The following is a 16,878-nucleotide window of genomic DNA, read 5'->3' as shown; positions in this document are numbered from 1 at the left end:
ATGTTAAATCACAAATTTAGTTAATCTAATTGTATCATAAATTTCCGAATTTCTTATCAAATTCCCTCTAATAATCAAGTCGTTCATAGTAACTTCATTTCTTTGATGTTGAATGCTATCTAATACCTGATACCAAGCAAGGTAATTGTTAAGATACTTAGTAGCAACACTGTTAAATCGTTGTATCCACGCCTTAATCTTAAAGGCACGCCAAGAATCGGTACATAATATATTCTCACTTGAAAGTTTATGACCGATAGCTTTATCCAATTGTTCTTTTGTTAATCTTCCCATCCCCAATACCTGCGAAACAGTCATCTTGTCACGGTCCCTCGCGACCAATACACATACTTGTTCATTGCTTATACCACGCTTTTGTGCTGAACCACCACGTTTGCGAGGATTTCTATCTTTGATTTTTCTTTATCCTTTTTCTGAGTACAAGAAATAGGTCTCGTCCATTTCAACGATACCTTCAAAATTTGGTATTTTGATTTGTTTTAACGAGGACAAAAGCTTGTGTCTCCAATAAAATAGTGTGCCGTGAGTTATGTTTCCAATTAAATCGGCGGACTTACGAAGGGAGTACCCTTCTATCATGCACTCAACAAATTTAATCCAGTGATTAAGGTGACGAGTTCGATAAAGAACTGTATTTGTGAGGTCAGTAAATGTCTTTTTACAAGCTTTACAGCGATAGCGTTGTTTTTTAACTTCTTCGCCATCAACAATTGTTGGATATTTACCCAATCGGACTTAAGTATAAGCGAAAAGTATAGCGCTTCTGAAAAAGAAGTTATTCCTTACTTACTTATAGATTTGGAGTGTCCATATTAGTAACCTTAAGTTTTGTTGTTTCTGCAACATTTTAAGAGTTACACCGTCTAGAACTATGACAAACTATTGGAGGAATTAGAGATGACAAATAAAAACATGTTCAAAGTATTGACGACAGCAACTATTCTAGCGATGGCAGTTATGCCGTTGGCCGTAAGTGCACAAGACACTACATCGGTATCTACTAAAGATGGACAAGAACTCATTCAGAAGCAAGAGAGAGTGCTCTTAGGGACAATGGGGCAAATCACGGATTTTGTGAATGATAAAACAGGTAAATTCATTACAGTAACAGGCCGCGGTCTTGCTACGACGGATCAAAGCGAAATCGTATTATCTATCACTAAAGATACTAAAATTGTAGATTCCAAAGGAAAGAGAGTTCCATTGAAAACGATCATAGATGAGCAAAAGGTTGTTAAAGCATTCTACGGTCCTATGTTGACGAAAAGTATTCCAGCTCGTGGAGCAGCACTAACACTTGTAGTTCAAGATGAAAGTTTTACTGGGATTAACGGTACGGTAACTGAAATCACAGAAAGTGGCATTGTTGTAACTGGTGAAAATATCTATTCTTCATTGAAGGATACGATTGTATTACACTTTGCTGATAAAACTCAGATCATAGACCAGAATGGAAAAGTGATCAAAGCAAGTGAAATCCAAAAAGGGATGAGTGTCAAAGCATTCTACGGTCCAGCCGTTACAATGAGCCTTCCACCTCAATCAACAACGAGCTATGTCGTAGTAAACACGACTATTGAAGAATTAGTACAAGAAACGAATCCAGGCACAGACGGTATCATTACTAATGTAGCAGATAACAAGTTCACTGTTATTGGGAGCCCGATGGAGCAAGGCGGTATTAATTATGTCATTCTAACAGCAGACGAGAAGACTGAAATCGTCGATGAAGACGGCAAATCTTTAACGCTAGATGCCTTGAAAGCTGATGTTCGTGTTGATGCATATTACGGTGAAGTAATGACAATGATCTTCCCAGCTCAGACACATGCGGAGAAAATTGTTGTGAAAGCAACAGCAACAAATAAAGTTGAGGGTACAATCGTTGCATCGGATGATATTGTAGAAGATCAAGTATATGTAAAATCAGCTACTGGTCAATCACCTTATAACGATGTCATTCTGAATATTACTGAAGATACGAAGGTGATCTCCCTGTTCGGGGGAACAGCAGAATTGAAAGCAGGTATGAAAGTTTTAGCTTACCATTCCTCAATGATGACCAAATCACTTCCAGGCATCACGAATGCAGAAATCGTAGTTATTACCCATGATGAAAGTGTTGTAGCACCTAAATTATAATAGTGTGATTGTAACTGTATCAAGTCAAAGCAGCCGATCTCAATTGAGATCGGCTGTATTTTTCATTCATGGATTCATTTATCGTTATTCTTGAAAGTGACTCCTATTCATGTTACTATACTGAATGAATGTTCAGTATAAGTCGATGTCAATTTGATAAATAATACATTGAATCGGAGTGGAAGTATATGAACAAGAAGCAGTTGCAAAGCGAAAATACCAAAAAGAGAGTGGCGGACGCTGCTAGAGGACTGTTTGTTCAAAAGGGCTACAAGGCAACTTCCATTGAAGATATCGTAGGTGCAACAGGTAGTAGTAAGGGAAATATTTATTATCATTTTAAAAGTAAAGAAGGATTGTTTCTTTATTTACTTAATGAATGGGATCAGGAATGGGAGCAACAATGGAGAGAAAAGGAGTCACTTTACAAAACAACGACAGATAAGATGTACGGGGTTGCTGAGCAAATGGTTCTTGAAGATTTAAACCATCCACTGACCAAAGCTGCGAATGAATTTTTCAATAATGAGGAAAAGGCAAGCGATGTTGAAGAACGAATAGCTGAGATGGTGACGGGGCATCTTAAATTCTATCAAAAGTTAATACAACAAGGTATTGATGATGGTGAATTCAAGCCAAATGATGTGGAGAGCCTTTCCATTATTTTTGAAAGTTTAACAGTAGGGCTCAGTCAGATGTCTCGAAAATCAAACCCGAAGGAAGTACTCGCTTTATATCATTTAGCCATTAAAGTGTTCCTGTACGGGATTGCAAAAGACCCCATCTGATTCTGATTAAATAGATTTACACTACATTACATCCAGAAGAATGGGTATTTCGGGGGATTTTTTATGTCATTATTATTAAGAAATAGAGGAGCATTATTGCTCCTAATGTTTAATATATTTCTGGTCTTTACAGGAATAGGTCTTGTTGTTCCAATCATGCCTACTTACATGACGGAACTTCATATAAGCGGAAGTACTGTAGGAATGCTAGTTGCGGCTTTTTCACTAACGCAATTGTTGTTCTCACCGTTAGCTGGAAGATTGTCGGATTCTATGGGGCGGAAAAAGATTATTGTTGCAGGGATGGTTGTTTTTGCACTCGGTGAGGGACTCTTTGGAGCTGTTAGTACGACGTATCTACTTTTTGCAGCTAGATTTCTAGGGGGGATTGGTGCTGCACTCATCATGCCTTCAGTCATGGCCTATACGGCAGATGTTACCTCTTCCGAAGAGAGAGCTAAAGGTATGGGGTTCATTACAGCGGCGATCACTACGGGATTCATCATCGGTCCAGGGATCGGGGGAATTCTAGCCGAATATGGTATTCGTGTGCCCTTTTACGCAGCGGCGATAGCAGGGGGGATAGCGGCAATAATTACCGCATTGATTCTACCTGAGTCATTACCATCAGAGAAACGTAAAGCTCGTAAGCCCGTTGTGAAGCAAAGTCTAACGGTTCAGCTACTGCGTTCATACCGTGAGCCTTACTTTTTAAGTCTGATCATCGTGTTTGTATCTTCTTTTGGTCTAGCGAATTATGAGACGGTATTTGGTTTGTTTGTCGATCATAAATTCGGTTTTACACCGAAAGATATTGCTTATATTATTACGTTCGGGTCTATAGCCGGTGCTGTTGTGCAAGCAACGATATTCGGATGGATATTGAACAAGTTTGGAGAGAGGAATGTCATCTCTTTTAGTCTGATCATGGCGGGTGTATTCATATTTCTAACTCTTTTTGTACACAAATACTGGTTGATTCTTGCAGTCACTTTTATTGTATTCTTAGCGATGGATGTATTACGTCCCGCCATCAGTACTCAGATGTCTAAGGTGGCCCCACATCAGCAAGGGTATGTTGCAGGTCTGAACTCAGCCTACACAAGTCTGGGGAACATTGCTGGACCTATCGTTGCAGGATTTTTATTTGACATTGATATTAATTATCCTTATATATCTGCAGCTATCATTTTAGTGTTATGTTTCTTCTTATCCTTGAGAGCAAAAAGAGGTCAGATCGTTGAACCTGCAAGTTAAATTATGAAGACTGAATTAAACAAGTGATAACTGATCTTGGAGACGCTCATTGATGAGCGTCTTTTTGAAATATAAGAAAGCATAAGCTTCACTTGAATTAATTTCATAATCGCCGATACAGTTATATCGGGTTGCGTAATTATGAGATTGATTCTTGATACTCGATTCCTTATATTTTCGCTGAAACTGATGCCTTAATATGACACGACACGCACTAAATACCATCAGAATTCGATGAAAGATCTAAAATTTCGGATGTCATTCAGTGGAATAGATATAGAGCGAGTGGTTTTTGACGACGGTAGAATACAAATAAGACTTCGTGCATGAAGGTAGTGAAGGTGAGGCTAGAATAGATGCATATGGTACATTTAATTATCGGGAAAAGTCGGGAATGAGTGAATTAGTTGTAAATCTACACTTAAAAGCGGCGAAAGCGGTGGAAAGCGAGGATTCCAGTAATCTAGATGTACTCTATGCAACTATAGTTAGTCTGAAAGTTGATTGAGCAATTCTAAGTGTACTTTTGCAACTATCGGAAACGTACACTTCTCCACCATATGAATTCTTTCGCATTTGGGGACAATTCCAACGAAATGGTAAAGTGTTTACAGTTCCATTCGTTGTAAAGGTTCCGTAACGAAAAGAGCTCAGTTTCTCGGAAACTGGGCTCTTCTATATGCATTGGAAGACGGAGAGTCGCTGCTTCCGTCATTATTCATCTATTGTTCCTCGGTAGTTGTACGGATAACCTCAAAACTTATATGATTTGTTTCAATCTCATAGTCTTTCGTGTTCTCACCTTCACCTGTCGTAATTTTGGCAATCGCAGAGGCTACATATAACCCAGGCTTGTTAAGTTTATATTTATAATGCTCAGTAATTATGTCTTTCCCTTGTATATCACGAACAATCCCCACCTCATGCATACCAAAAGTATTAACTTGCTTACCTGTACTGTCTTTAATAGAGAAGTAAAAAATACGCGCTGCACTCATAATGGAAATTCCATGATCAGTGAAATTATGACAAACCTATCCATAATGAACACCTCCTACTTAGGAGACGGAGAAGAGATTGGTTTTGTTGCAGTACCTGGAAAATATATTCGATCATTGCTATGTGAATAGCGTTCTAGTGTTATAATTGCGCTAAGGAGTGATAGATTTGAGCGTTATTCGTATGGAGAATGTAACTAAGAAATATGAGGATACACTGATTTTTCGCGATATTTATTTTCGTGTAAGCAAAGGGGAACGGATTGGTCTAATCGGACGAAATGGTGCGGGTAAATCGACTATTTTCAAGCTGATTATGGGTAAAGAAGAACCAACGTCTGGAAAAGTAGAGGTAGACCCGCAGGTTAAGATCAGTTACTTCTCTCAATTCTCGGAACTTAGTGGGGGGTTGTCTGTTCAGCAAGAGTTAGAATTATGCTTCGAGCAGGTTGGACTTATAGAGCAGGAACTCCAAGAATTAGGGGAGAAGCTAGGCCAAGTAACCGATGATGCCCAGATGGATGGACTATTAGAGCGGCAAGCAGAGCTTTTTGAACAAATGGAGCATTTGGATGGTTGGAATATATCCATCGAGATCGATACGGTTCTAACCAAGTTAGGTTTCGATGATAGATCGCGGAATCAGCCCGTTGATGAGTTATCTGGAGGTTGGAGAAATCGTGCCGCGCTCGCCAAAATCTTAATTGAGTTTCCTGATGTTGTATTGCTCGATGAGCCAACGAATTTTTTGGATCTGGAAGGTCTCGTGTGGCTAGAGCAGTGGTTAAACCGCTTCAATGGAGCGATGATTCTGGTGTCTCATGATCGGCAATTTATCGATAGAGTCGTTACGCGAACGATTGAAATTGAGAATTATCATTTTCAAGAATACGAAGGTAATTATACTGATTACATACGGAAGAAGAAGATGCGTAAGAAAGTATTGGATCGCCAGTTCGAATGGGAGGAAGAACTTCTCATCATGGAGTCCGAAGTCATTGATAGCCGTGCGAACAAGAAAACCTCAAAAGACCGACTTTCACGAAAGTTGGCTGATATGAAGAAGCGGGTTGAGCCTCATCCCGTGAACGTGCTTATCACCGATATTTATGAAAACCTACGTTTCCCAGACAATCTATGCCAAGTGAAGGGAATCGGACAGTCGTATGACGATCGATCCATATTCCAGAATATCAGTTTCGATATTCAGAAGGAAGATCGGATAGCCATCGTCGGTCCCAATGGGAGCGGGAAGTCTACCCTTATTAAAGTGCTTACGGGCCAAGAACAACCAGAAGCAGGCGAGGTCATTTGGGAGAGGGGCGTTAGCTACGCTTATTTCAACAGGATGTGGGATGAGCTTGATCTGAAGGATACCGTTAGCCATGCGGTCAATATTTCTGGACTTGGTTTAAATGCTACAAGGAAAAAAGTGAATAAATTTCTATCGATGTTGCAATTCTCGGAAATGGATCTGAGTAAAGTCATTGGCAATCTGTCCGGTGGACAACAGGCCAGGGTAGCACTCGCTAAATGCTTACTCTCGGGAGCTGCTGTCATTATATTGGACGAGCCGACCAATCATCTTGATCTGACAAGCATACAGGTCATGGAACAAGCACTGATTCATTTCCCTGGTGCTGTAGTTACGGTTAGCCATGATCGATTCTTCATCGATAAAATTGCGACAAAGATGCTAGTCTTCGACCCTAATTTGGGTGTAAGTGAGCAGAGTGTATAAGCGAGTGAGATAATGTATGGACATGAAATGAGATATAGAGTGATGTTGATTCTATACTATAATTAATAATGGTAACTAAGGTCAGAATCATAATAGAAAAATGATTCTGACCTTAGTTGTATCACGAAGTGATTATCTATATTTATAATTTTCTAAACTATCATTGCTTAGCAAAAAACCTCAGCTCTTCTGATATCTCATTAAAAATATCATCCGGTTTTCTGTTCATTCGATCGGCGATAGTAGAACAATCTTCTTTTTGCTTTTCAGTCAGTTTACCGGAAAAATGTAATGCCTCAATGTAGTAATCAATTTCTTCAATCTTTCTATACATTCCTGAGCCAAGGCATTTCCGAAATGTTCCATTTGTAGAAAGACCTCAATTTCTGATTTATCAAAAGTAAAAGGTGTTTCTAATCTATAATCACTATGGACAGCATCGGACCAATAATCTAAGTATTCATTGACTGACAAACGCTGGTTTTTTTTCATTTCCTCACTAGATTGGGTATCCTTCTCTCGAATATCCGGAAAAATCTCATAGAATAATGCGGGATCGATTGACTTACGCATAACGATACTATAATCGATATAATCATCCCCAGTGGCTGCAAACGCAATAAAGTTTTCTGTTTTATTCAAAGATTCAAACGCATTTTCTGAAATCAAACGAAGTACTGCTTTTAAAGCAAGTAAATTATATCCTGATTTAATTATGCCCGTTTCAAATGCAATAATCGGCACGCCATCTTCACTGAAAGTCTCATCATCAATATAGGATATGGAATCAGCAAGTTTTTCGAAATATTCGACAATTCGACCGTGAATGCCCGTTGGTCTTTAACTTTTCATTCATCATAAATGAGTATAATTCGTGATGTACGTGGAAAATCCTTTAATTACGGTATCACAGAAAATAACAATCACTTCAATAAGTATTGACAATATTGAATATTATTCATATAATACCCATTAAGTTAGTTGGTTTAAATGTTGCGCACTGGCAACGAACTACATAATTAAAGGGGATTATACAATGGCTATTCAAACTTTCAAGGCAACTGCACAGTTACAAGATGGAGTTCAAGTTAAAGCTACTTCTAGAGATTTCGAGTTAACTATTGACGAGCCAAAGAGCTTGGGCGGAACAGATACTGGAATGAATCCAGTCGAAGTGCTACTTGCCTCCCTAGGAGCTTGTCAGTCTATAGTTGCAAGAATCTATGCGCCAAAGTTTGATGTTAAGCTAGATGGATTCAGCGTGGATGTTGAAGGTGACCTTGATCTCGATGGATTTTTCAATAAATCTGATGTCCGTCCTGGTTACTCTGATATCCGATATACATTCCGAATCAAAACCGATTCACCTAAAGAAAAGGTTGAGGAATTCGTGCGATTTTTAGAGAGTAAGTGCCCCGTTGGAGACTCACTCGCACATCCGGTTAATCTGAAGTTAGACAGAATCATTATCGAGAATTAAAGTGTGTGTTCAAAAAGTCGACTATTTGAACAACCTCTAAAATACAGATCACAAGACCGGGATTTCTCCAGAAAAGGAGGGACCCGGTCATTGTTGCGAGTGGAAGATATCTGGAACTATATCGCATGAAGGGGTTTGAAATGATGTAAAGAACCTGTAGAATATAGTGATTAGAGGAACCTAGTAAGAAAAGTGTGAAAGCGCATTACAAACATACATATATAAAGGAGGAATTTGATTGCTACATCCCTATCAGTCATACCCGTTGATGGATCAACTATCCGCCGAAGAACTACAGCAGTTGAACCTGGAAATAGAGGAACAACACTATTTGTCCGATCAACTTATCATGGAGCAGGGTGAGATTAGCGAGCACGTCCATATTATCGTATCAGGTCAAGTGAGAGTATTTATTCAGCATGAAAAGAAAGTTGAATTAGCTATACTGCAACGAGGACACTTTTTTGGAGAGATGTCTTGTTTGACCGGGGATCCCGTCAGTGCCTATGTAGAAGCGGTTAATGATGTTCATACGATAAGCGTTTCTCGTACAGGCATGTTGCTATTAATGGATAAAAACGTTGATTTCCGGAAGCAGATTATTGAAGCTATGATCAAGAGAATTCAGAACTCCAACGAGCGTGTGTTGGAGGAGCATACGAAGAGTCTGTTTATTTTGAAGCAGCATGAAACAGAGGAACAAGAACGATATGGTGAGCTCATCGGGACGAGTCCAGCTATGCAAGAGTTACTAGAGAATATAGAACGTCTGTCTACGAGGCAAGAGCATGTTGTTATTATAGGTGAAGCGGGAACAGGCAAGAGAAGTGTAGCTAGAAAACTCCATTTCTTAACGACACAAGGTCATTATCCTATTCTTACGATAAACGGGCAAGATTTCGACTTACTTACTTGGGATGCGAGAGTCCGTGCGGCTAAAGGCGGTACGATTGTTGTTGAACAAGTCGAACCATTACCTACTCCTATTCTGACACAAATGCTAGAAACGGATGTTCAGACTCGAATCGTTATCATTGCTACACAGCCGATAAGTTTACCCAACATAACAACGCTATCAGTACCACCACTTCGCGAAAGGTTGGAGGATATCCCCTTATTAGCACAATACTTTGTAAAAAAGGAAGGGGCTGAGGATGTTGAAACGACGATTTCGCAAGATGCACTACGTCTACTTAGTCTTTTTCCATACTTAACTAATAATGTGGAGGAGTTACAAGGGATTGTGAAAGAAGCCTATATCTTAAGTCAGGGTCGCATGATCTATAGCAATCATTTGCGCTTTGGTCGAGCACGTAAAGCCGGAGATCGACCGACGATTGGATTAGCGCTAGGTAGTGGATCTATTAGAGGAATGGCACATCTTGGAGTATTACGAGTGTTGGAGGAAGAGGGCATACCTATTGATATGATTGCAGGCACGAGTGTTGGATCATTAGTTGGTGGCGCGTATGCAGCCGGAATGCCTGTGGAAGACTGTGTTCGTGTTCTTTCGACAATTCGCTGGGGTCAATTAGTCCGCCCAACCTTACCGAAACGCTCGTTCGTACATAATACACCGATGATTGGATTTATCGAACAGTATCTAGGTAAGAAGCTTATTGAGGATTTGCCTATCCCCTTTGCTGCTGTAGCTTCAGATACCTCGACAGGAGAGGCACATATTATGCGGGAAGGATCACTTGCCCATGCGATCAGTGCAAGTACAGCAATCCCTGCTATTATGCGCCCTGTGCACTATCAGGGCAAGACACTTATGGATGGAGCGGTTGTCCATCCAGTACCAGCGGCACTAGTGAAAAGCATGGGTGCAGATATCGTCATTGCTGTGAATGTGTGTGCGGAGTCATTCGTTAAAGGAACTGCAAGACATTTTGTGGATTCACTCATGAACACCATCGACATGATGAGTGCAAAGATGGTGAAGGAGGAATTGCAGCTTGCAGATATCGTGTTGCGTCCTGACCTCGGATACAATCAGATTGGCTTCAAAGATTCGGAAATTTGTATAGCTGCTGGGGAATTAGTATCAAGAGATGCTATCATACGTATTAAAAATAAGCTTAATCTAATGTAATCGACATTAGATTAAGCTTTTCTTTTTTTTACCTTGGATTATGAATTTTCTTGAGTACTCTTTTTACGAAATTGATTAGGTGAAATGTTTTTATATTGCTTAAATTGTTGAATGAAATAGCTTGAATTGGAGAATCCAACTTCCAAAGCAATTTCCGTCATACTTAAATCGCTCGTCAGGAGTAACTTTTCAGCTTCTGTAATTCGAATGTAGTTCAAGTAGTTCGTGAATGTCTTGCCCATAATCGCTTTGAACTTTCGTGAGAAGTAACTGTAACTCAGGTTACACATACTGGCAGCGGTATTTGCATTGATATCTTCCATGTAATGGTCATCAATATATTCGAACACATGTTGCAACATTTGGAAATCAATTTGTTTCAGTGAATGCGCAATATCCCAATTCGGTTGAGTGTCCTGCGACTTGCGCAAAAACCATAGAAATACTCTACATATTAATGTCCGTACAGCAAGTTCGAATCCATAGTTTCGCGTAGTGTACTCTTCATAGATTTCTGTAACGAGAGAAGGGATGGGACTGCCTGTAATCTCTTGTTCAGTGAACACTCGTTGATTGGTCGATTTCGCCATGGTGAAAGGTAGCACATATTTGGATTCAAAAATGGTTCTTGAGGTGGAGTATAGAATCTCAGGATCAAACTTGATCACGATATATGAGACCTCTTCCACGTCCATGGAATGAATAGAATGTGTCTCATGCGAATGAATAAGGATGAGATCTCCTTTAGTTAGGACATGGGATTCTCCACCAAGGAATACTTTCGCCTGTCCAGATAAGAAATATAAAATTTCAATATACACATGCCAGTGAGGATTTACGATACAGCGGCTCCCGACACTGTAATGAATCATGCATTCATAAGGATATTGGATTGTTCCTACGGGAGAGCGGTTGGATTCAAAGTAGGCTTCAGACATAACAATGCACTCCAATGACAAATATTTAATACTTCTCGATAGCTTCATTGTATTACTTTTATACTAAGTTTGGTAACTTTATTGGTAACAAGAAAGGAGTGTAAAGATATGAATAAGATCGCATTGCAACTGTATTCAATTAAAGAATTAACGAATGTAGATTTTCTTGGCACACTAGACAAGGTAGCTAGAATGGGTTACGACGGGGTGGAATTCGCTGGATACTTCGGTACTTCTGCTAAAGATTTGAGAAAAGCGTTGGATGATTTAGGATTACAGGCCGCAGGTAGCCACATTGGCATTTCTGATCTTGAAGAGAATCTGGAACAAACGATAGAGTATTCGCTAGAGATTGAGAGCCCGTATATCATTTGTCCGGGTCTTCCAGAAGAGATGCGTGATAGTGCGGATGCATATAAGAGAACGGCTGAACGGTTCAATCGTATTGGTGAACGCTGTAAAGAGAATGGAATACGATTTGGTTACCATAATCACGATTTTGAATTTAATAAATATGAGGGAGAATACGGGCTGGATCTACTGGTGAATCATACACAATCAGATCTTTTATTTGTGGAATTGGATACATACTGGGTAGAACATACGGGTCTACAATCAATAGACTTTATTCATAAATACAAGGAACGTTGTAGAATTCTGCATATTAAAGATATGAAGAGTGAAGAAGATAAGCGGAATATTGAGATTGGTTCAGGAATCATGGATTTCAATAAGATTACTGCTGCAGCGAAGCAATATCATGTGGATTGGTATACGGTAGAGCAAGAAGAGTTCGATCTTCCGCAACTGCAAAGTATTGAGATGAGCTTACAATATTTAAGAGGAATTCTATAACTTATTAAAGGAGATTTATGACATGACACAAAATATAACTAAAAAACTAAAAATAGCGATTATTGGTTGTGGTGGAATTGCAAATGGTAAGCACATCCCTAATCTAGTTGAACAGTCCAATGCGGAAATAGTAGCTTTGTGCGACATCATCGAAGAACGTGCAATAGAGACGGCAAAGAAATTTGATCTTGAGAGTGCACAAATATATTCGGATTACAAAGAGTTGTTGAAGGATACTAGTATCGATGTGATTCACGTTTGTACGCCGAACAAATCACATTCCTTCATTACGGTTGACGCATTAGAAGCAGGAAAGCATGTGTTGTGTGAGAAGCCTATGGCTAAGACAGCTGCCGAAGCGAGATTAATGCTTGAAGCTGCTAAACGTACGGGCAAAAAGCTGTCAATAGGTTACGACAACCGCTATCGCCCAGACTCCTTATTACTTAAAAAGGTCTGTGAAAGAGGAGAATTAGGTGAAATTTATTACGCTAAAGCCCATGCGATTCGTAGACGTGCTGTGCCAACATGGGGCGTATTCTTAAATGAAGATGAGCAGGGCGGAGGACCGTTGATCGATATCGGAACTCATGCGCTGGATCTGACGTTATGGTTAATGGATAATTACAAAGTGAAGAGTGTTAAGGGGAATGTATATCACAAGTTGGGTAGCAAGAAAGATGCAGCCAATGCATTTGGACCTTGGGACCCAGCATTATTTACAGTAGAGGATTCTGCTTTCGGATTTATTACGATGGAGAATGGAGCAACCGTTACGCTTGAAGCGAGCTGGGCGTTGAATACGTTAGATGTGGGCGAAGCACAGGCTACACTATGCGGTACTGAAGGTGGAGCAGATATGAAAGATGGTCTGCGGATAAATGGAGAAGATTTGGGTCATTTGTATACGAAAAAACCTGAGCTAAATGCAGGTGGAGTTGCTTATTTCGATGGGAAAACCGAGAGCCAAGCAGGTAGAGAATGCAGATTGTGGCTCGAAAGTATCATCAATGACACTGAGCCAATGGTTAAGCCAGAGCAGGCGTTAGTTGTTACCGAAGTACTTGAGGCGATTTATGAATCGGCACGGACTGGAAAAACAGTATATTTTGATTAATGGACTAGTCGCTAGCATCGCTCCGTTCGTTTGGATGAATTGAAAATAGTATAACGCACAAGCAATAAATTAATACGACATTTTATGTCGTACCAGTTGTTCTATAATTCAGTAGTAACATTCAAATTGCTGAAATGAGGAACATAATTATGGCGAAGACCAAACGAGGACATGCGCTCTGGAGCTTACCATCACGAGGCCGAGGTACATGCCCGATCTGCCAGAGCACGAGAATTAAGCTGCTCTATCCTAGAACAAAAACTGATGGGACAGGTGTTAAGGTGTGTAAGCGTTGTGATAAGGCGCCACAGACCAAAGTAGATGCTATCGCATCGACGAAGTGAAATAATACTCAAGGGTGCCAGTTATCCTCATGCATTATGCATTTAGGTACAACTAGGCATCCTTGTTTCAATTAAGTGATTTACCCTATACTGGAAGATAGCATGAGATATTACTAAAGCCAAAGTGTGAACTCTAATTGAGCTAATAACAAAAAGGGGAGAATGTTCTCTTGAGCCATATGCATCGTATTCAGTGGTTTGATCAGCGAATCAGGGCGGGAAGTTATCCAAACAGTAATCATTTGGCAGAACATTTCGAAATATCAAAGCGACAAGCGCAACGGGATATCGAGTATTTAGGCGCATCACTTCGTGCTCCGTTGCAATATATAGCTAAACAACGTGGATACTGCTATGAAGATGATAGCTTTATATTACCCCATTTATATATAACTGAAGAAGAAAAAAGAGTCCTGAAATATTTAGCTTATCGTTATAGCCATTACAATTATGAGAATGGTCATAAGATTCGGCGGATTGGCAGTCTGCTTGAGCGTTTTACGGATAACCAAGAGTTGAATAATGAGCATATTTACCCGTATTTGAAGTGGATACTCGTCGAATGCAGTATATTGAACTGTTGGACCAAGCCATCAGAGCCCGCTTGATCGTACGTATTATCTATCAAGACCAGGCAAGTGGACAGCAGGAATTGTATATTTGTCCTTCAAAGATGTCTCGTCATTATGATGACGATCATGTCATTGCCTGTGTTGAAGGACAGGGACGCCTCCAAACCTTTCGATTGTCAGATATTATTCATTTGAATCTGACAGAGCGGCAGTTTGAAAGTGGTAATGAGGATCCACAGGGGCAACAGCAGGAGGGACGAACGCATCAGATGAAGCCTTTTAAGGCCCGCATTTCATTAGCCGTCCCACCACAAGGCTCCACATGGTATGGCTATAAAGTATGTGCTTCAACTGAAGACGTATTTGAGGTAGAGTTCTTTGACTCAGATGCGTTTCTTGGGCATCTACTCACCTTAGAGTGGCGCCAGATTATATCCCCCAAGTGGCTTCGAGAGCAAATACGCAACAGATGCAAAGGGATATTGGAATTGCTAGATGAACAGGGAGGCTCTAATGATACTTAAGGATATACATATGAGGCGGGAATCTAAATCATTTACAGATGCTATATATGCGATTCTGACAGCGGCTAATCGGTTCGATGGACCTAAATTTTTGCTGTCTGGACTTAGCGGTATGGCGTTCAAATTTTCGGTTCATGAGAAGCTTCTTCCCATGTCAGTCACAGCATACGGGCAGTGGGGGACTGAGCATGCTCCAGCAATCGATAATTTAGGAATATATACAGTCTATGATGGTGGGAGAACAAGACATAGCTCATTTGAAACCTATCAAAAGGAGGCGGTCCAATGGATGAAGCAAAGTATAGATCTTGGTGTGGGTGGAGTTTACTGGATTCCGGAATTTGGTGTCATCAACGGTTATGACGATGACGATCGTGTCTTTTATGTGCAGGACGGATGGTCTGAGGAAAATCGAATTGTACTATACGATAATTTCGGAATAAATATGACGCCATTCTGGTATGGTCAGATATTTGGAGACAAGGTGGACATCGCTATACAGGACGCTGTTCTGGAATCACTAAGACTTGCGTTGTATGAGTGGGAGACGCCTTATAAAACATTACCTGATCAGAGTATCGCTTCAGGGCGGCACGCCTATCGCTTTCTTATACGAGCCTTTGAGCAAGGGGGTTATGACAGCTCCGGCGCAGTATATATTTTGGATTCGTACCTAATAGCACGGACTGAAATTAAAGATTATTTGCAAGAGGTTAAGAGCTACGTACCTGGATTGGATGAAATTCGCAGCATTTATGCTGAACTTGTGAGCATGGTGACAGAGGAGTTTGCGACCTCACTGCCATTAATTCACGGTAAAAAACAACTGGCTGAACATCGGCTTCCGTCTTTATGCGCTACGTTTGAAAAAGCGCTGGCGTTGGAAGAAAGGGCGATGGGACTCATTAGAATCATATCAGGGCGCTACCCTGATCGCAAACGATCTATCCTACCAAGGTGGGGGGCACATTCTGCTAGGTGAGGAAGGAGAGAAATCAGGGAATGAAACAAGTTATTGTACATACACTCCGATTAAGTCCGGAATCCTATTCATTTACGGATGCCATGTATGGTATTTTGTCGGGGAAGGGCTGGTTTTCCTTACCGAAGTATATGTTATCTGGGATGACGGCTGCATGCTTTCGTTTTTCTGTGAATCGAAAGCTACATATGGACTCAGCCACAGCTTACAATTGGATGGCTGAGCATTTCGTTGCAGCTGATCTTGTCGGGATTACAGCTTCACAGAGTGCCGGATTTAATTTTGCACCAACGTTTCCCCTCTATCAGCAACATGCCATCACGGATATAAAAAATGCTATTGATCGTGGAACGGGCGCTGTTCTATGGAAAGACCAATTCGTTATTGTTAACGGATACAATGACAACGAGGAGGTTTTTTACTATACGGATGGTCAGACAATCGAATATAAGGAAATACCCTTCGGTGAATTGGGCCAGAACCATTCTCCTTATTGGTACTACCAAGTTTACGAAGATCAATTGGAAATAGATATGCTTCAGGTGATTAAGGAATCTTTTATCCAAGCGGTCTTCAAAGGGGAGACTCATGATCTAATGCTTCCTGAGTCCGAATATGCCTGCGGGTTGAAAGCTTACGACGCCATTGTGGAGGCATTGCGCTCTGGCGACTACGATGCCGAGGGGGCATATACAACATTTAATATATATGCCGCAGACAAAAGGGATGCCGCAAGGTATACAGAGGAGGCCTGCAATTATTGGCCAGCCTTGAAAATAGTAGCAGTACATTATATTACACTAGCTGCGATCTACGATGAGATTATAAAGAAAATCGATGTATTTGAGTTGAATACGACTCGTCCCCTTACTCATTTGCAAATAAACAAACTAATTGAATTATTCCTTGATGCTAAAATGGCTGAGACCTCTGCGATTCAGTCAATCCAGATGTTACTGCGTGAACCGATCACTAACCGCTTTCACGATATTGGACTGCGTTAATAGAAGGCAGCGGAGGATAT

17 protein-coding genes and 1 pseudogene are annotated in these 16,878 nt (G+C 40.5%); 14 read left to right on the top strand and 4 right to left on the bottom strand.

Annotated elements, in window-relative coordinates:
• Positions 1–3 precede the first annotated feature (3 nt).
• A pseudogene (locus tag AC1TO8_RS00610) lies at positions 4–756 on the bottom strand (IS1595 family transposase); the annotation flags it as partial.
• A 162-nt stretch (positions 757–918) separates the two neighbouring features.
• Here AC1TO8_RS00610 and AC1TO8_RS00605 point away from each other — a divergent pair.
• The 4 genes from AC1TO8_RS00605 to AC1TO8_RS00590 all read left to right on the top strand — a co-directional run bounded on the left by AC1TO8_RS00605 (position 919) and on the right by AC1TO8_RS00590 (position 4,716).
• The gene (locus AC1TO8_RS00605; RefSeq protein ID WP_482053692.1) at positions 919–2,163 is read left to right on the top strand and encodes a peptidase; all 1,245 of its coding nucleotides are present in this window, start codon (positions 919–921) and stop codon (positions 2,161–2,163) included.
• Positions 2,164–2,351: 188 nt separating this feature from the next.
• Complete coding sequence (locus tag AC1TO8_RS00600; RefSeq protein WP_482053691.1) at positions 2,352–2,951, top strand: TetR/AcrR family transcriptional regulator; 600 nt, start codon at positions 2,352–2,354, stop codon at positions 2,949–2,951.
• A 63-nt stretch (positions 2,952–3,014) separates the two neighbouring features.
• Complete coding sequence (locus AC1TO8_RS00595) at positions 3,015–4,208, top strand: MFS transporter (protein WP_482053690.1); 1,194 nt, start codon at positions 3,015–3,017, stop codon at positions 4,206–4,208.
• 322 nt (positions 4,209–4,530) lie between these two features.
• Positions 4,531–4,716, top strand: coding sequence for a hypothetical protein (locus tag AC1TO8_RS00590; protein ID WP_482053689.1), 186 nt, complete (start codon positions 4,531–4,533; stop codon positions 4,714–4,716).
• A 214-nt stretch (positions 4,717–4,930) separates the two neighbouring features.
• Here the strand turns inward: AC1TO8_RS00590 and AC1TO8_RS00585 are convergent, their stop codons facing one another.
• Positions 4,931–5,206, bottom strand: coding sequence for a hypothetical protein (locus AC1TO8_RS00585; protein ID WP_482053688.1), 276 nt, complete (start codon positions 5,204–5,206; stop codon positions 4,931–4,933).
• A 169-nt stretch (positions 5,207–5,375) separates the two neighbouring features.
• On the opposite strand from AC1TO8_RS00585, the gene AC1TO8_RS00580 reads away from it, so the two are divergent.
• A complete protein-coding gene (locus AC1TO8_RS00580; RefSeq protein WP_482053687.1) occupies positions 5,376–6,947 on the top strand; it encodes an ABC-F family ATP-binding cassette domain-containing protein in 1,572 nt (523 codons plus the stop codon).
• A gap of 270 nt (positions 6,948–7,217) precedes the next feature.
• On the opposite strand, the gene AC1TO8_RS00575 is transcribed toward AC1TO8_RS00580, so the two are convergent.
• Positions 7,218–7,691: a hypothetical protein gene (locus tag AC1TO8_RS00575; RefSeq protein ID WP_482053686.1), complete on the bottom strand. Its 474-nt coding sequence runs from the start codon at positions 7,689–7,691 to the stop codon at positions 7,218–7,220.
• A gap of 292 nt (positions 7,692–7,983) precedes the next feature.
• Between AC1TO8_RS00575 and AC1TO8_RS00570 the strand changes: the two genes are divergently transcribed.
• Positions 7,984–8,427 carry an OsmC family protein gene (locus tag AC1TO8_RS00570; protein WP_482053685.1) on the top strand — a complete coding sequence of 148 codons (444 nt, stop codon included), beginning with the start codon at positions 7,984–7,986 and terminating at the stop codon, positions 8,425–8,427.
• Between the two features lie 238 nt (positions 8,428–8,665).
• Positions 8,666–10,522, top strand: a complete 1,857-nt coding sequence (locus AC1TO8_RS00565; RefSeq protein ID WP_482053684.1) for a patatin-like phospholipase family protein — start codon at positions 8,666–8,668, stop codon at positions 10,520–10,522.
• A gap of 38 nt (positions 10,523–10,560) precedes the next feature.
• On the opposite strand, the gene AC1TO8_RS00560 is transcribed toward AC1TO8_RS00565, so the two are convergent.
• Positions 10,561–11,460 carry a helix-turn-helix domain-containing protein gene (locus AC1TO8_RS00560; RefSeq protein WP_482053683.1) on the bottom strand — a complete coding sequence of 300 codons (900 nt, stop codon included), beginning with the start codon at positions 11,458–11,460 and terminating at the stop codon, positions 10,561–10,563.
• Positions 11,461–11,568: 108 nt separating this feature from the next.
• Between AC1TO8_RS00560 and AC1TO8_RS00555 the strand changes: the two genes are divergently transcribed.
• The 7 genes from AC1TO8_RS00555 (at position 11,569) to AC1TO8_RS00525 (ending at position 16,858) form a co-directional block, all read left to right on the top strand.
• The gene (locus tag AC1TO8_RS00555; protein ID WP_482053682.1) at positions 11,569–12,315 is read left to right on the top strand and encodes a sugar phosphate isomerase/epimerase family protein; all 747 of its coding nucleotides are present in this window, start codon (positions 11,569–11,571) and stop codon (positions 12,313–12,315) included.
• A gap of 34 nt (positions 12,316–12,349) precedes the next feature.
• The gene (locus AC1TO8_RS00550; RefSeq protein WP_482054459.1) at positions 12,350–13,432 is read left to right on the top strand and encodes a Gfo/Idh/MocA family protein; all 1,083 of its coding nucleotides are present in this window, start codon (positions 12,350–12,352) and stop codon (positions 13,430–13,432) included.
• A gap of 149 nt (positions 13,433–13,581) precedes the next feature.
• A complete protein-coding gene (locus AC1TO8_RS00545) occupies positions 13,582–13,776 on the top strand; it encodes a hypothetical protein (protein ID WP_482053681.1) in 195 nt (64 codons plus the stop codon).
• Positions 13,777–13,946: 170 nt separating this feature from the next.
• Entirely contained in the window at positions 13,947–14,384 is a 438-nt protein-coding gene (locus AC1TO8_RS00540; protein WP_482053680.1) for a hypothetical protein, read from the top strand.
• Positions 14,381–14,872 carry a WYL domain-containing protein gene (locus AC1TO8_RS00535; RefSeq protein ID WP_482053679.1) on the top strand — a complete coding sequence of 164 codons (492 nt, stop codon included), beginning with the start codon at positions 14,381–14,383 and terminating at the stop codon, positions 14,870–14,872. Before AC1TO8_RS00540 ends, AC1TO8_RS00535 begins: the two co-directional genes overlap by 4 nt.
• On the top strand, positions 14,862–15,854 hold the full coding sequence (locus AC1TO8_RS00530; RefSeq protein WP_482053678.1) for a hypothetical protein: 993 nt from the start codon (positions 14,862–14,864) through the stop codon (positions 15,852–15,854). The genes AC1TO8_RS00535 and AC1TO8_RS00530 overlap by 11 nt, the downstream gene beginning before the upstream one ends.
• 20 nt (positions 15,855–15,874) lie before the next feature.
• Positions 15,875–16,858, top strand: a complete 984-nt coding sequence (locus AC1TO8_RS00525; RefSeq protein ID WP_482053677.1) for a hypothetical protein — start codon at positions 15,875–15,877, stop codon at positions 16,856–16,858.
• Positions 16,859–16,878 lie beyond the last annotated feature (20 nt).

It is taken from the genome of Paenibacillus sp. Y859 (assembly GCF_056786405.1).
This window is presented reverse-complemented; position numbering and strand designations above follow the sequence as displayed.

Excerpts from the sequence above, each read along its gene's own strand:
- AC1TO8_RS00605 (WP_482053692.1), top strand. The coding sequence starts at position 919 with ATGACAAATAAAAACATGTTCAAAGTATTGACGACAGCAACTATTCTA.
- AC1TO8_RS00600 (WP_482053691.1), top strand. The coding sequence starts at position 2,352 with ATGAACAAGAAGCAGTTGCAAAGCGAAAATACCAAAAAGAGAGTGGCG.
- AC1TO8_RS00595 (WP_482053690.1), top strand. The coding sequence starts at position 3,015 with ATGTCATTATTATTAAGAAATAGAGGAGCATTATTGCTCCTAATGTTT.
- AC1TO8_RS00585 (WP_482053688.1), bottom strand. The coding sequence starts at position 5,206 with ATGAGTGCAGCGCGTATTTTTTACTTCTCTATTAAAGACAGTACAGGT.
- AC1TO8_RS00570 (WP_482053685.1), top strand. The coding sequence starts at position 7,984 with ATGGCTATTCAAACTTTCAAGGCAACTGCACAGTTACAAGATGGAGTT.
- AC1TO8_RS00560 (WP_482053683.1), bottom strand. The coding sequence starts at position 11,460 with ATGTCTGAAGCCTACTTTGAATCCAACCGCTCTCCCGTAGGAACAATC.
- AC1TO8_RS00555 (WP_482053682.1), top strand. The coding sequence starts at position 11,569 with ATGAATAAGATCGCATTGCAACTGTATTCAATTAAAGAATTAACGAAT.
- AC1TO8_RS00545 (WP_482053681.1), top strand. The coding sequence starts at position 13,582 with ATGGCGAAGACCAAACGAGGACATGCGCTCTGGAGCTTACCATCACGA.
- AC1TO8_RS00530 (WP_482053678.1), top strand. The coding sequence starts at position 14,862 with ATGATACTTAAGGATATACATATGAGGCGGGAATCTAAATCATTTACA.
- AC1TO8_RS00525 (WP_482053677.1), top strand. The coding sequence starts at position 15,875 with ATGAAACAAGTTATTGTACATACACTCCGATTAAGTCCGGAATCCTAT.